Below are 14,122 nucleotides of genomic sequence, written 5' to 3' on the forward strand. Positions count from 1 at the left end.
CTACTACCCGTTGATCAGCCAGCAAAACACTGCGTTCTGCCGATTGTTCTTGTTGCACCGGGCTTTGCCCATACTATGCAACCACGCTGGTTTACTTTCGCAATCCTCCGGTCAGCCCGGCTGACCCTTACCAAGGCGCACTCATGACTGATTTGTCCTCTTTTGCCATTACCGGCAAATGGCCGGCGCAACATCCGGACCGTCTGCAACTGTATTCGCTGCCCACGCCCAATGGTGTGAAGGTGTCCATCATGCTGGAGGAGTGCGGCCTGCCGTATGAGGCGCATCTGGTCAGCTTTGAAACCAACGACCAGTTCAGTCCGGCGTTCCTGTCACTCAATCCGAACAACAAGATTCCGGCCATCCTCGACCCCAACGGGCCGGATGGCAAGCCGCTGGCCTTGTTCGAATCCGGCGCCATCCTGCTGTATCTGGCGGAGAAGACCGGCAAGTTCCTGCCTGCTGACGCGGCGCTGCGTTATGAAACCATCCAGTGGCTGATGTTCCAGATGGGCGGGATTGGCCCGATGTTTGGCCAGCTGGGTTTCTTCCACAAATTTGCCGGCAAGGACTATGAGGACAAGCGTCCGCGTGACCGTTATGTGGCGGAATCGCGCCGCTTGCTGGGTGTGCTGGACGCCCGCCTGAAAGGGCGACGCTGGATCATGGGCGATGAATACACCATTGCCGACATGGCCATCCTGCCCTGGGTACGCAATCTGGTGCAGTTTTATGGTGCGGGCGAGCTGGTGGGCTATGCCGATTTTGTCGAAGTACAGCGTGTGCTGGAGGCCTTTGTTGCCCGTCCGGCGGTGCAGGCCGGGCTGAACCAGCCGCCGCGCGCCTGATGCTGTATGGCGGGCTGGCAGCCAGCCGGCCCGCTTGTGGCTTTATATCCGCTTGAGCAGGCGTACTACCAGCAGCAGTGCGCTGGCTCCGGCGGTGGCCATGATGATGTTGCCCAGCATGCCGTGGACGCTCAGGCCCAGCACACCAAACAGATAGCCGCCGATATAGGCGCCGATGATGCCGATGAGCATGTCGCCCAGCAGTCCGAAGCCTTCCCCCTTGATCAGCAAACCTGCCAGCCAGCCGGCGACAACGCCGACAATCAAGAACCAGAACAAGTGCATGGCCGTGTCCTTCTGTTACCGGAGCGCTGTTAACGCTTTCCGTTTTGTTTGAAACAGTTTTCTGCTTTTGTTTAATTGCCTGGTAAAACAAAGCCGGGCAAGCCCGGCTCTGTCTGCATGCAGCTAAATGCGTGGCCGCTGCCTTACAGGGCAGGCATGCTGTAGCCTTCGATCTTGGCGGCTTGCACCAGGCCAGCCAGGTATTCGTGCATGGCCTTGTTGCCGGCCATCTGGGTCAGGTATTGCTGCAGACGCTGCTTGATGTCGTCAAAGCTGATCTGGCCGCCCTGATTGCGCTCGTTCACCTGGATGATGTGGTAGCCAAACTGGGTTTGTACCAGGTTTGGGGTGATCTGGCCGGCTTCGGTGCTGAATACCGCTTGTTCGAATTCCGGCACCATCTGGCCACGGCCAAACTGGCCCAGGCTGCCGCCTTGCTGACCGGACGGGCAGGTGGAGTGTTCACGGGCCAGGTCGGCAAAGCGGGACGGGTTGGCTTGTACTTCGGCCAGCACGCCTTCAGCCTTGGATTTGGCCAGCATATTGCCCAGTTCGTCACCGCCACCCAACGGGAACAGGATGTGGCTGGCCACGGCGGATTCGCCGCTGGCAAAGCGTTCCGGGTATTCGTCGTAGAAGGCGCGGCAGGTGGCTTCGTCCACCGGCTCTACCTGGATTTCCTTTTCCAGCAGGGCGCCAATGGCGGCATTCGGGTTGGCAGCGTCCAGGCCTTCGGCCTTGGCTTTTTGCAGCAGCAGTTCACGCAGCACCAGTTCCTGGATGGTGGCATCGCGCGGGTTGGGCGCATCTGCGTGGTTTTCCTGTTCTGCTTGCACCATGGCTTCAGTGATTTCGACGCCGTTTACGGTAATGGCCATGAGATTTTCCTGTTCGGGGAGAGTAAGTGAGACGCTGCAAAGTATACGGCGCGCTAAAAGTGGGAATTAAATGGGGCCGCCGGGGTGGATGTCAATAGCGCTGCATGGTAGGGGGCCGGTTTTGCGCTGATTTGCGAACATTTGTTAAGGCAGCTGGCCCGATTATCAATCAGCAACATTTCCGGCTGCGGGCGACAACACTGCGACATGCCTGCTTAGTTAAATGTCCTGAATCTTATTTTCGGGGCGATATCGTGAAATCATTCCGCTGGACAGACTATCCGCTGGCGTCCGCCATGTTGCTGACGGCACTGGCCTTCGTGCTGTGTCACGCGCTTTATATTCCCTGGCCGGACAATTATTTTGCCTGGCGGCATGAGCTGATGCTGCTGAGCGGCGTGGAGCTGATCATGCTGATGTCGCTGGGCATGCTGCTGGGCATCCGCCCCTTGTGGTTGGAAAAGCTGTGGGGCGGGCTGGACAAGATGTACCGCCTGCACCGACGGCTGGGGATTGCTGCCGGCCTGATGCTGGCAGGCCACTGGTTGCTGGATTTGTCGCCGCGCTGGTTGATGCAGCTGGGCTGGCTTGCTCCGCGCCACAAGCCGTTTCATCCGCATGTGTTTTCCTGGACCGGTCTGGCCAAACAAGTGGGGGAATGGGCAGCCTGGGTGATTCTGGGCCTGGTGATCATTGCCTTGCTGCGCATGGTGCCGTATGGCTTCTGGCGCAAATTGCACCGCCTGTTTGCCCCGGTCTACCTCATGGGGGTGTTTCACAGCGTCATCCTTACTCCGCAGGCCTTCTGGTGGACGCAGCTGGGTTGGGGCCTGGCCATTGCCATGTTGGCTGGTGTATTTGCTGCTCTGGCTTCGTTACAGGGTAAAACCGGCAGTCTGCAGCGTTACGGCGGCAGCATTACCGCGCTGCGCCCCCTGCCCGGCAATATGCTGGAGGTAAGCTGCCTGCTGCCGCGCTGGCCTGGGCATCAGGCCGGGCAGTTTGCCTTGCTGCGACTGGATGCAAAAGAAGGGACTCACCCCTTCACCATTGCGTCGGCCTGGCCAGGTCATGGCGAGCTGCGTTTTGTCATCAAGGCACTGGGCGACTACACATCCAGCCTGGCCGGTCGCTTGCAAGTGGGGATGGCGGTCGAGGTGGAAGGGCCGTATGGCGGCTTTACCGGTGCAGTGGATGGACGGCCGCTGGACGGCCCGCAAGTGTGGGTAGCTGGCGGTGTGGGTGTGACGCCGTTTCTGGCCTGGTTGCAGGCCGCCTGGCGGCCACTGACGGTGCCGGTCGATTTCTACTACTGTGTGCGCCATGCGGCAGAAGCTGCGGCGCTGGAAGAAATACGCACGGCATGCCGCCAGCTGGGTATCCGTCTGCATGTACTGGAAAGTGACAAAGGACAGCGCTTGCAGGCTGATGCCTTGCCCGCGGCCAGTGATGTCTGGTTTTGCGGCCCGGAAGGCCTGGGGCGCAGCTTGCAGCAGCAACTGGCCGCACGTGCCGTACCGCCGCGCTTTCACCACGAGGCATTTTCGCTGCGCTAAGGCTGTATTGGTTTCAGAACAGGTCGATATCACCGCTGGCGACTTCGGCCTCGCTCACCATACCCAGTTGTTGCAGGGCTTCAAACTGGTTTGCCTGATTGCGGCCATGGGATTTGGAGTGGTACAGCGCCTTGTCGGCACGTTCTATCAACTGGGCTGGCACCATGCAGCTGCCCAGTCTGGTAAAGCCGATGCTGACTGTGACCTGGCCGACTTGCGGAAAGGGCTGGGTGGCAATGCGGGTGCAAAAACCTTCCAGAATGGCCTGTGCCTTTTCATCACTGACCGCGCTGAACAGGATGGCGAATTCTTCGCCGCCATAGCGGAACAGGCCGTCATCTTCGCCAAAGAACTGCTGCATCCGTTGCGCCAGCATCAGCAATACTTCGTCGCCAATGATGTGGCCGTAGGTATCGTTCACTTGCTTGAAATGGTCGATGTCCAGCAAGGCCAGATACGGCAGCCGTGGCGTGCCTGCCTGCTGCTGGGCAACCCTGGCAAACAGCTGGTTGTCAAACTTGCGCCGGTTGAAAAGCCCGGTGAGGGTGTCACTGTCCGAGGCGTGCAGCAGGTTGAGAAAGTTTTCATGGATGCGTGCCAGCGCCAGCAGCAGGGTGTGATCCACCTGCACCCCTTCATGCGGTGTGATCATCAGTACCGCCACCACCTGATTAGCCTGATACAGCGGCAGGCACAGGCCGGTATCGGTGGAGTAGACGTCCTGGCGTTCATCCTGTTGCAGCAGGATGCGCAGCATTTTGCTGCCGGGCAGGGTCCATGGCTGGTTTTGCTGGGGTAACTCGTCCAGGCTGTCCAGCTGGATGCGCCACCAGGGATGGCCGTCAATCCAGCGGCAGTTGTACAACGCCACCGTGCAGTCCTTCAGCAGCTCGCGCAAGGTAGTGAGCAGGCTGATTTCCAGCGTACGGCGCTCCCGCTGGGCGGTCAGCGCCACCAGGCTGTCGAGGATGTCTGGCAAGGGGTGGGCGGATGGCATGTTCAGTGTGCTAGTGCTACGCATGTCCTGTGAAGCAATGTCTGCTGCGCTTGGGTTCATTCATGACAAATGCTGTCCCAGTATAGATATCCCAAGCGGTTTATGCCATGAAGAAGGCCGGTCAGAGTCTGACCGGCCTTGATCCATCAACTGCGGCCGGTACTGCCAAAGCCGCCTTCGCCACGTTCGGACTGGTCGAAGTCATCTACCAGATTGAACTGCACCTGAACCACCGGCACGATGATCATCTGGGCAATGCGTTCCAGCGGAGTCAGGTGGAAGGCGGTGTGGCCCCGGTTCCATACCGAAACGAAGAGCTGGCCCTGGTAGTCGGAGTCGATCAGGCCGACCAGATTGCCCAGCACGATGCCATGCTTGTGGCCCAGGCCGGAGCGCGGCAGGATCATGGCGGCCAGTTTGGGGTCGGCAATGTGAATGGCCATGCCGGTGGGCACCAGTTGGGTTTCACCCGGTGCAATCAGCAAGTCCTTGTCAATGGCAGCCCTGAGGTCCAGGCCGGCAGAGCCGGGCGTGGCGTAATCGGGCAGGTTGTCGTGCAGGCGCGGGTCCAGCACTTTGACGTCTACAACAGGTTTCATGATGGTATTCCTGCGAATCAAATGGGCAGGCAGGCCGCGCGGGCCTGCCTTGGGGCAAGGTCGGATTGTGGTTGCGACTTAACGGGGCAGCAGACGGGTCAGATGCTCGACAATGGCCCGGGCCACGGCGGGCTTGGGCATGTCCGGCAGCGCATGGGCTCCGGCATCGTCCAGCAGCACAACCTGGTTGCTGTCCGCACCCATGGCGTGTTGCGCCAGATTGGCCACCAGCAGCGGCAGCCGCTTTTTCTTGCGTTTGGTCTCGGCAAATTCCAGCAGGTTCTGGCTTTCGGCGGCAAAGCCGACACAGAACGGCGCAGCGGGCAGGCTGGCTACCGTGGCCAGGATGTCCAGGTTTTCTTCCAGTTCTATCACCGGCAGGCCCGCGCCTTTCTTGATCTTGTGCTCCGAGCGGTTTTTCACCCGGTAGTCAGCCACCGCAGCCACACTGATGAAAATGTCCGCGGCGCCGACAGTCTGCATCACGCTATCGTGCATTTGCCGTGCGCTATCCACATTGATGCGGGTCATGCCCTGTGGTGCGGGCATGCCGGTTGGGCCGGAAATCAGCGTTACGTCGGCACCGGCGTCGCGGCAGGCGCGTGCCAGTGCATAGCCCATTTTACCGGAGCTGATATTGGTGATGCCACGCACGGTGTCGATGGCTTCATAAGTGGGGCCGGCGGTCAGCACCACTTTTTTGCCGGCCAGGGTTTTGGCTACAAAAAAGCCTTCCAGCATTTCGGCAAGTGCTTCCGGCTCCAGCATGCGTCCTTCGCCCACTTCGCCGCAGGCTTGTTCACCGCTGTCCGGTCCCCAAACCGACACCCCGTCTGCCTTCAGCTGGGCGACATTGCGCTGGGTGGGCGGGTTTTGCCACATCTGGCGGTTCATTGCCGGAGCGACGATCAGCGGACAGGTGCGGGCGGCGGCCAGGGTGGAAATCAGGTCATCGCTCACGCCGTGAGCCAGCTTGAACAGCAGGTTGGTGCTGGCCGGGGCAATCAGGAAGGCATCTGCCCGGCGCGACAGTTCGATATGCGCCATCGCATTGTCCGGTCGCGGATCCCACAGGTCGGTGTAAACCGCGTGGCCGGACAGGGCCTGAAAAGTGACCGGGGTGACAAAGCGGGTGGCGGACTCGGTCATCACCACTTCCACCGTATGACCGGCCTTGACCAGCAGGCGGGTGAGTTCGGCTGCTTTGTAGGCGGCAATGCCGCCGCTCACACCTAGCAGGATGCGTCGGGCTGTCATGGCTGTCTTGAAGGAGTGTGCAATAAAGAGCGCATTTTAGCGGAAATCGGCCAAGGTCGCGCAGCGCTTTGCAACTGGTCCTTGGCCAGCACAGAGAAGTACCGCGACATGGATATGATGTTTGCTCACTGCGTGCAAACAGGCTATAGCCAAAGTAAGGAAGATAATTGATGTCCATTAATGATTGGCCCCTGGCAGAACGCCCGCGCGAAAAACTGCTGGCCCGTGGCGCTGCTGCGCTATCCGATGCCGAATTGCTGGCCATCTTCCTGCGCACCGGCATCAAGGGAATGACGGCGGTGGACATGGCCAGGCATTTGCTGGCCGAGTTTGGCTCGCTTGCCGCGCTGCTCAATTGTGATCTGGCAGCGTTTGAGCGTTGTCCCGGACTGGGCGCGGCAAAATATGCCCAGTTGATGGCCAGCAAGGAACTGGCGCGCCGCGCACTGGCCGAAGAAATGAACCTGAGTGATGCGCTGAGCAGCCCGGATGCGGTCAAGGACTATCTGCGCTGGGTGATAGGCCGGCGTGATATCGAAGTATTTGTGGTGCTGTTCCTCACTGCGCAGCACCGGGTGATTACGGTGGAGGAGGTGGCTAGCGGTACCTTGACGGAAACCAGGGTCTACCCGCGTGAAGTGGCGCGTCGCTGCCTGCAGCACAATGCGGCCGCGGTGATTGTGGCGCACAACCACCCGTCCGGGGTGGCAGAACCTTCTGCGGCAGACCGTGCGCTGACCGGCAGCCTCACGCAAACCCTTGCTCTGGTGGACTGCCGTTTGCTTGATCATTTTGTGGTAACAGGCAGCCAGGCGGTGTCGTTCGCCGAACGTGGCTGGCTGTGATGAAGGGTGCGTACTGATGCTGCATCGGCCTGACAGTGCTGTGGCGGCAAACGGTTGCATCACTGCAGGTGACTGTCGGCTGTGACCTTGTCTCTCAACTGCATTACACGGAGGCTGCCATGAACATCCTGCGCTTGCTCAATGAGTCTGATTACATTCAGGTCAACAACCAGTTCATCAAACCCGATCAACACGGCGCATCGGAAGAATTTGCCGACGAAGACGACATCGTGCTGGAGGCGCATGTCGATGGCCAGGATCTGGTCCTGACGCTGGGTGAGCTGGAAGACGCTACGCCGCTGGCTGATGGTGGATTCTGGCTGGAAGGCGTGGGCTATCTGCGTTTTCTGTCACGGCAGAGCCTGCATTGAATCTGTTGGTCGTGTGCATGTCCGGTCCGGATGCCAGGTGTTTTCCTGCCGGTCTGCCTGCTGTTTGATTTGCCTCAAATCCGGGTTCGAAGTCAGCTGCTAGAGTATGCGCTCTTATTCTAAAGGCATAATCAGCTGCCTGGCTTCGAGGGTGAAATGGAAAAATACCGAATCGGCATGATTGGCGCAGGTGTCACTGGCACTCCTTTGTTGCAGCAGTTGCTGGATGCGCCGTTTGTTGAGATGGTGGGTGTGGCAGATCTGGATCTGCGTCTGCCCGGTATAGCACTGGCGCGCGAGCGCGGTGTTCCGGTGACCAGCAACTTCATCGAGATTGCTGAACAGGGCGATCAGGTGGACATCATCATTGATGTCACCGGTTCGCGTAAGGTACGCGAAGATTTGCGTCGTTTCATGCAGTTTTCCGGTAATAGCCATACCGTGATCGTGCATGAGCGCATCGCCTTGCTGATGATGTCACTGGGCGCTGGTACGCAGGTGGAAACCCAGCACGAGGAAATGGGCTACTGAGCCTGCGCTTACAGCAGGCATGCAAGACAAACCCGGCTTCGGCCGGGTTTTTTGCATTTCACGGCATAAGGGGCTTGTCAGCCAAAACCGCGCTGTTTCAAGGCCAGGTACAGCATGCCGGCGGTAATGGCGTCGTTGAGCGCATCGTGACGCGGCAGGGCCGGTACTTGCAGGTCAGCAATCAGCTCGGCCAGCCGCAGGTCGATGTAGGCACCGGGGTTTTGCTTGAACTTGTAGTCGTAATAGCGGCCGGAGACTTCGATCTGCCGGTTGGGCAGGCTGATGCCGGTGATGCCGCGCACATATTTGTTGAGCACGGCCACATCGTATTCCAGGTAATAGCCCACCAGCGGCCGCCCGCCGATGAAGTCCAGCAATTGCCGTACCGCGTCGTCAGCATCCAGACCTTCCGACACATCCATGGGCCGCAGCCCGTGAATGCTGATATTGCGGCTTTCCAGCTTGCGCGTGGGTTTGACCAGCACATAAAAAGACTGGCTGGACAGGATGCGGTTGCCGCGCAGCTTCACCGCGCCAATCGACAACAGCTCGGCTTCCTGCACTTTCAGGCTGGTGGTTTCGCAATCCACGCTCACCACCTCCTGCGTGTCATCGACAAACAGGCTGGCATAGCGCGGGTCTTTCAGCATGCGGCGCTGCCACTGGCGTTTGAGATTGCCCAGCATCAGAAGCTCCCCAGGCGGAAGTGATGACGCAGCTGGGTGCGGAATTTCTTCACCACCGCCAGGGCATCTTTCAGCAGGTCGCGTTCCAGTGTGGAGAGTTGGTCCGGTTCAATCTGGTTGCCCGGCAGTTTGCCCAGCGACAGCTGCTGCAAACCCTGGCTCAGTTTGAGCGTAAGCAGGAAAGACAGCGATTCGGCAATTTCAATGGCCAGCTCCTTGTCCAGATGACCGGCTTCGGCCAGTGCGTGCAGCCGGTCGAAGGTGTTGCACTGGCTGATTCCGTGTTCCAGCGAAAGCGAGCGCACGCCATGCACCAGCGGGAAAATGCCGCCTTTTTTCAGGTCCAGCATGGCCTTGCCGTTACGCTCCTTGGTCAACAAGTGAGAGAACAAGCCCAAAGGGGTGTCGAACTGTTCGATGGCGCGGGCAAAGCGGGAGAAAAAGCTGGCATCGTCGCGCAATTGTTGCAGCAAATAGGCATGGCTGCGTTCCAGCAGGCTGGCATCGCCTGCGACGGCTTCGGCATCCACGTAAATGGCCAGGTTCATCAGCGCGGCACCATCCGGCTGGTACACCCATTGGTGAATCTGCTGTTGCAGCTGGCTTTCGGTCAGCCGCCAGGCGGCATTGTTGACCATGATCTGGCCCTGGCAGGGCGGGTAGCCAAAGCGTGCCAGTGCGGCGGAAAAGGCTTCGCAGATGGCGGGCAGCTCCGGGTGGTTGAAGCCGTTGCGCAGGATCAGCGCATTGTCCTGATCGGTCTTGAGAATCTGCTCGCCACGGCCTTCCGAACCCATTACCAGCAGACAGCTGTTGTCCTGCACTTCTGCCGGGGCCAATAGCTGCCAGGTGCGGGAGAACAGCCGGGCATTGAGCGTTTGCACCAGCCGTCCCAGTTGCGGTGCTTTTACGCCGTGGCTGAACAGGATTTGCACCAGACGGGTGATCTGCCCGGCGATTTCCGCCAGTTCGTCCAGCGTGTCGGCGCGCTCCAGCCGCTGGGCAATCAGGTGCGAGTGGTTGGAGAAGTAGGACAGGATGTCCACCTGCGACAAAATGCCGATGGCCTGGTCATTGTCGGTGACCACCAGGCGGCGGATATTGCGCCGGGTCATGATCAGCAGGGCGTTGAACAGGAAGTCACCCACATCGACGGTCAGCAGTTCGAAGCGGCACAGCGTGGCAAGTGGCGTGCTGCCGGGAACCTCGTTCAGCACGATGTCGCGAAAATCGGTGGTGGTGAAAATGCCCAGCTTGCCTTCATGGCGTACCAGTACCGATTTGACCTTCTTGTCCTTCATCACCCGCGCCGCTTCGCGCACGCTGGTGCTGCCGTCCACGAATACCGGGGTGCGGCTGCCGACGTCGCGCACCGTGGCGGTGAGCAGGGTTTGCAGTTCGCGGTTGCCGGCGCGCTGCGCCATGCTGCCGAATTTTTCCGACACGCTGGCATAAAAGTATGCGCCAAAACGCGGGTTCTGTTCGGTCAATGCCAGCACTACGTCGCGTGGCAGGGTGTAGAGCAGGGCTTCTTCATGCACCACAAAGCGGTGCGGCGTCTGCCCGGCCACCATGGCTCGTGCGTCGAAGGTATCGCGTTCGCGGTAGAGGGTGATGACTTCGTCGCCTGCCATTTCGCGCACGCTGCCCTTGAGCACCACGTACAGGGCATCCACCTTGTCGCTGGGGCCAAGCAGGCATTCTTCCTCGGCAAAAAACTGGATGTCGGCGTGTTTTTCCAGCGTTTGCTGTTCGCCGGGCGTCAGGGTGTCGAAGGGCGGATGGCTGAAGTCAAAACGGCTCATGATGTCTCTCCGGTGGCGCTATTGTTATCCATCTTGCAGAAGTGGCCTTTCAAACAGCATAACGCGGAAGTGACGGGCCGCAAACGAAAAAGCCGTTTCCACTGGAAACGGCCGAGCATTGCGATAAACCCCTTGTCTTCAGTTGCCGCTGGTCAGCAGCGGTGCGCCGTCACGGAACAGCAACAGCTGGCCGGGCTGTAGCTGGGTCCAGCTTTCGTTGTCGGTCAGCGGCTGGGTGGCTACCACGGCCACGCGGTCGTACGGCGTGGTGACGGTGGAAAAATCCACGGTGACATCGTCGTCCACCAGATGGGCCTTGTTGAACGGCGCCTGGCGGATGATGTAGTGCAGATTGGTGGCGCAGTGGGCAAACAGCACTTCGCCATTGCTCAGCATGAAGTTGAATACGCCGTGCTGGCGGATTTCAGCCGCCAGCCGGTCGATTTCGGCAAACAGCTCATCCAGCTGCGGTGCGCTGCACCACTTGCTGCGCAATTGCTCCAGCAGGTAGCAAAAGGCGCGTTCCGAGTCGGTGGTGCCCACCGGGTTGAAGTGGCAGCCGGCTTCGGGCTGGAAGGTTTTCAGGTCGCCATTATGGGCGAAAATCCAGTACTGGCCCCACATCTCGCGCATGAAGGGGTGGGTATTGGCCAGATTCACCTCGCCCTGGGTGGCCTTGCGGATGTGGGCGATGACGTTTTGCGACTTGATCGGGTAATTGCGTACCAGATGGGCGACGGCGGATTCCACCGAGGGCTTGTCGTCCAGAAAGATGCGGCAACCCTTGCCTTCAAAAAAGGCAATGCCCCAGCCATCGGCATGGTGGTCGGTGAGGCCGCCACGGCGGTGGAAGCCTTCAAAGGAAAACAGGATGTCGGTGGGGGTGTTGCAATTCATGCCTAATAGCTGGCACATGGGGTCATCACTCGCTGCTATGGGGTGTTTCGGGGGTGTCGGCCGGGCTGTCCTGGCGTCCAGGGTGTTCCGAGCATAGTCGATTCATCCCGCAGCGACAATTGTCCGACACCGGGCCGGGCAGCTTAGCCATGCGGTGGGCAACAGGCTCTGATCAGGATCAGACATGCCGAGGGTTCACTCCCCCAGTGTCACCAGGCCGTTTTCTCCCAGGTTGGCCCCCATGTCGGAGGCCAGCTCTCCCACCCGCACCAGCGCCCGCTCGTAGGCTTCGTTCCACGGATAGCAGCAGGACAGCCGCAGGCAGTTGCGGTAGCGGCCACGCGCCGAATACATCACCCCGGGCACCACGGTGATGCGTTCGGCCAGCGCAGCGTGAAACAGCTCCAGCGTGTCTACCCCGGCGGGCAGCTCCACCCACAGCAGGCAGCCACCGGAGGGCAGGGTGGCGCGGGTGCCTTGGGGAAAGCGGCTGGCCACCGTACCACGCAGTCGTTCCATCTGGCTCATGAAATGGCGGCGGATCAGCCGCAGGTGGTGGTCGTAACCGCCGCTTTCCAGGTATTCGGCCAGGGTTTCTTCCAGCAGCCGTGGCTGCCCCAGCGAGCTGGCGCATTTCAGTTGCAATACTTCGCGGGCAAAGCGTCCGGCGGCAATCCAGCCAATGCGAAAACCCGGTGCCAGTGTCTTGCTGTAGCTGGAGCACAGCAGCACCCAGCCATCGCGGTCGAAGGCCTTGACCGCATCCGGCGTCTGGCTGCCGTAGTGCAGGTCGGCGTGTGGTGCGTCTTCGATCAGCGGAATGCGGTAGTCGTTGACCAGTTGCGCCAGCCGGCGCTTGGCTTCCGGCGGCATGGTGCTGCCCAGCGGATTGTGCACGGTGGGCATGGCCACGATGGCTTGCAGCCGCTTTTCCGACAGCAGCAATTCCAGTGCATCCAGCGACAACCCGCTATTGGGGTGAGTAGGAATCTCGATCACTGACAGGCCCAGGCTTTTGAGCAAGGGCAGCAGGTAAAAATAGGTGGGTGATTCCAGCCCCACCGTATCGCCTGGCTTGCACACGGCGCGTAAGGCCAGTTGCAGCGCTTCGGAACAGCCATTGGTGATGACGATATCGTCCGGTGCCAGCACGCAGCCCCAGCTGACGGCGCGCTGGGCAATCTGGCGGCGCAAGCGGGCAGAGCCGGGCGGGAAGGGGTAGTCGGTGGTCAGCTCCGGTTGCTGCCGCAGCAAGCGCCCCATGATGTGCTTGAAGCGGTTGGTGGGGTAGAAGTCGCTGCCGCGCGGGCTGGCCAGGGACAGGTCGATGAAATCAGCTGACGTCTGCACCCGCATCACCGCTTCGATATGGTCTACTACTTCGCCGGTGGGGGCGGCCTCGCTCTGGCGGCGCATGCGTGGCAAGGGCAGGCTGGCGGCGGCTTTGACATAAAAGCCGGATTGCGGCCGCGCTTCGATAAAGCCGCGGTCTTCCAGTGTGCGGTAGGCCAGCAGGATGGTGGACGGGCTGACCTTGTGGATGTCACAGGCCTTGCGGACAGAAGGCAGCCGTTCGCCAGCCTGCATTACGCCGTTCTGGATCAGCGTGATCCATTCATTGACCAGCTGCTGGTAGAGCGGCTCCTGATTCATGGTGCATTCCTTGGGCGGCGGACGGCTGTCCGGCACAGTTTTTGGCAAAGTGGACCATAACAGTTTGGAGATTGTATAACTGTTATGGTCTCAATTGTATTTTTCTGAATCTGTTATTGTCCAGTCGCTTTACGTACCATGACAGCATCAAAAACATGGTGCGGTGGCAGGGTTTGCCTGTCGGGCCACAAGCCGGATGACGGCAAGCCTGTCCATCGCCAGCACTGCCCTGGAGTTGTCATGAATCTTGTTGCCCTGGTTACCTATCTGCTGGTGATGTCCATCACCCCCGGCCCCAACAACCTGGTGCTGGCCTCGTCCGGCGTCAATTACGGTTTCAGCCGCACGCTGCCGGCCTTGCTGGGCATGGCGCTGGGACTGGCCGTGCAGATCGGCCTGATGACGGTATTCCTGGGGCAGGTGGCCGGATTGATCAGCAGCGTGCAGCTGTATCTGGCACTGGCCGGTTGCAGTTATCTGTTGTGGCTGTCCTGGGGCATGGCGCGGGCAGGTGCGGTGGACAAGGCTGATGGCGCGACAGCGCCGATGGGCTTTTCTGGTGGCTTGCTGTTCAACTGGCTCAACCCCAAGGTGTGGCTGATGGGTTTCAATATCGCCGTGGTGTTCTTGCCCAAGCATATGGACCCGCTGGCTGCCGGCCTGTTGTTTGCCCTCATCACCTTTGCCGTGGGCCTGCCCTGCATTGCGCTGTGGGCGGGTAGTGGCGTGGCCATCCGCCGCTGGCTGGCTTCCCCGCGGCGCTTGCGCGCCTTCAACTGCGGCATGGCCGCCATGCTGGCCGGTACGGCCTTCTGGCTGATGGCGCAGATGCTGCCTGCTCATATGTTGCCGGTGGTCAGCGCGCTGATCTGATCTGTTCTGAACCGTTCTCCGGCTCTCCCTCAGTCTGGCAA

General features: G+C 60.2%; 15 protein-coding genes. 6 read left to right on the plus strand and 9 right to left on the minus strand.

Annotated features, from left to right (window positions below; all coding sequences use genetic code 11):
* Positions 1–143 precede the first annotated feature (143 nt).
* On the plus strand, positions 144–848 hold the full coding sequence (locus DKK66_RS14075) for a glutathione S-transferase N-terminal domain-containing protein (RefSeq protein ID WP_131359193.1): 705 nt from the start codon (positions 144–146) through the stop codon (positions 846–848).
* Positions 849–890: 42 nt separating this feature from the next.
* On the opposite strand, the gene DKK66_RS14080 is transcribed toward DKK66_RS14075, so the two are convergent.
* Positions 891–1,133, minus strand: coding sequence for a GlsB/YeaQ/YmgE family stress response membrane protein (locus tag DKK66_RS14080; RefSeq protein WP_131359194.1), 243 nt, complete (start codon positions 1,131–1,133; stop codon positions 891–893).
* Between the two features lie 143 nt (positions 1,134–1,276).
* Positions 1,277–2,011, minus strand: coding sequence for a peptidylprolyl isomerase (locus DKK66_RS14085; protein WP_045845263.1), 735 nt, complete (start codon positions 2,009–2,011; stop codon positions 1,277–1,279).
* 254 nt (positions 2,012–2,265) lie between these two features.
* Between DKK66_RS14085 and DKK66_RS14090 the strand changes: the two genes are divergently transcribed.
* Entirely contained in the window at positions 2,266–3,567 is a 1,302-nt protein-coding gene (locus DKK66_RS14090; RefSeq protein ID WP_165494182.1) for a ferric reductase-like transmembrane domain-containing protein, read from the plus strand.
* Between the two features lie 13 nt (positions 3,568–3,580).
* On the opposite strand, the gene DKK66_RS14095 is transcribed toward DKK66_RS14090, so the two are convergent.
* The 3 genes from DKK66_RS14095 to coaBC all read right to left on the minus strand — a co-directional run bounded on the left by DKK66_RS14095 (position 3,581) and on the right by coaBC (position 6,420).
* Positions 3,581–4,564 carry a GGDEF domain-containing protein gene (locus DKK66_RS14095; RefSeq protein ID WP_165494183.1) on the minus strand — a complete coding sequence of 328 codons (984 nt, stop codon included), beginning with the start codon at positions 4,562–4,564 and terminating at the stop codon, positions 3,581–3,583.
* 146 nt (positions 4,565–4,710) lie between these two features.
* Positions 4,711–5,163, minus strand: coding sequence for a dUTP diphosphatase (gene dut, locus DKK66_RS14100; protein ID WP_062791246.1), 453 nt, complete (start codon positions 5,161–5,163; stop codon positions 4,711–4,713).
* Positions 5,164–5,241: 78 nt separating this feature from the next.
* The gene (gene coaBC / locus DKK66_RS14105) at positions 5,242–6,420 is read right to left on the minus strand and encodes a bifunctional phosphopantothenoylcysteine decarboxylase/phosphopantothenate--cysteine ligase CoaBC (RefSeq protein ID WP_131359201.1); all 1,179 of its coding nucleotides are present in this window, start codon (positions 6,418–6,420) and stop codon (positions 5,242–5,244) included.
* A 170-nt stretch (positions 6,421–6,590) separates the two neighbouring features.
* Here coaBC and radC point away from each other — a divergent pair, with 170 nt between their 5' ends.
* The 3 genes from radC to DKK66_RS14120 all read left to right on the plus strand — a co-directional run bounded on the left by radC (position 6,591) and on the right by DKK66_RS14120 (position 8,167).
* Positions 6,591–7,265 (plus strand): DNA repair protein RadC, encoded by a 675-nt coding sequence (gene radC, locus DKK66_RS14110; RefSeq protein ID WP_045845259.1) that lies wholly within the window; start codon positions 6,591–6,593, stop codon positions 7,263–7,265.
* A gap of 119 nt (positions 7,266–7,384) precedes the next feature.
* Positions 7,385–7,636, plus strand: coding sequence for a hypothetical protein (locus DKK66_RS14115; protein WP_045845258.1), 252 nt, complete (start codon positions 7,385–7,387; stop codon positions 7,634–7,636).
* A gap of 156 nt (positions 7,637–7,792) precedes the next feature.
* Positions 7,793–8,167 (plus strand): oxidoreductase, encoded by a 375-nt coding sequence (locus tag DKK66_RS14120; protein ID WP_131359203.1) that lies wholly within the window; start codon positions 7,793–7,795, stop codon positions 8,165–8,167.
* 77 nt (positions 8,168–8,244) lie between these two features.
* Here the strand turns inward: DKK66_RS14120 and DKK66_RS14125 are convergent, their stop codons facing one another.
* The 4 genes from DKK66_RS14125 to DKK66_RS14140 all read right to left on the minus strand — a co-directional run bounded on the left by DKK66_RS14125 (position 8,245) and on the right by DKK66_RS14140 (position 13,208).
* Positions 8,245–8,853 carry a 3'-5' exonuclease gene (locus DKK66_RS14125; RefSeq protein WP_062791242.1) on the minus strand — a complete coding sequence of 203 codons (609 nt, stop codon included), beginning with the start codon at positions 8,851–8,853 and terminating at the stop codon, positions 8,245–8,247.
* Positions 8,853–10,658 (minus strand): putative nucleotidyltransferase substrate binding domain-containing protein, encoded by a 1,806-nt coding sequence (locus DKK66_RS14130; RefSeq protein ID WP_131359205.1) that lies wholly within the window; start codon positions 10,656–10,658, stop codon positions 8,853–8,855. Before DKK66_RS14130 ends, DKK66_RS14125 begins: the two co-directional genes overlap by 1 nt.
* Positions 10,659–10,796: 138 nt before the next feature.
* Positions 10,797–11,573 carry a class II glutamine amidotransferase gene (locus tag DKK66_RS14135; protein WP_131359207.1) on the minus strand — a complete coding sequence of 259 codons (777 nt, stop codon included), beginning with the start codon at positions 11,571–11,573 and terminating at the stop codon, positions 10,797–10,799.
* Between the two features lie 177 nt (positions 11,574–11,750).
* The gene (locus DKK66_RS14140; RefSeq protein ID WP_045845253.1) at positions 11,751–13,208 is read right to left on the minus strand and encodes a PLP-dependent aminotransferase family protein; all 1,458 of its coding nucleotides are present in this window, start codon (positions 13,206–13,208) and stop codon (positions 11,751–11,753) included.
* A gap of 240 nt (positions 13,209–13,448) precedes the next feature.
* On the opposite strand from DKK66_RS14140, the gene DKK66_RS14145 reads away from it, so the two are divergent.
* On the plus strand, positions 13,449–14,081 hold the full coding sequence (locus DKK66_RS14145) for a LysE family translocator (protein WP_131359209.1): 633 nt from the start codon (positions 13,449–13,451) through the stop codon (positions 14,079–14,081).
* Positions 14,082–14,122 lie beyond the last annotated feature (41 nt).

Source organism: Aquitalea sp. USM4, assembly GCF_004328945.1.
Taxonomy (GTDB): domain Bacteria; phylum Pseudomonadota; class Gammaproteobacteria; order Burkholderiales; family Chromobacteriaceae; genus Aquitalea; species Aquitalea pelogenes.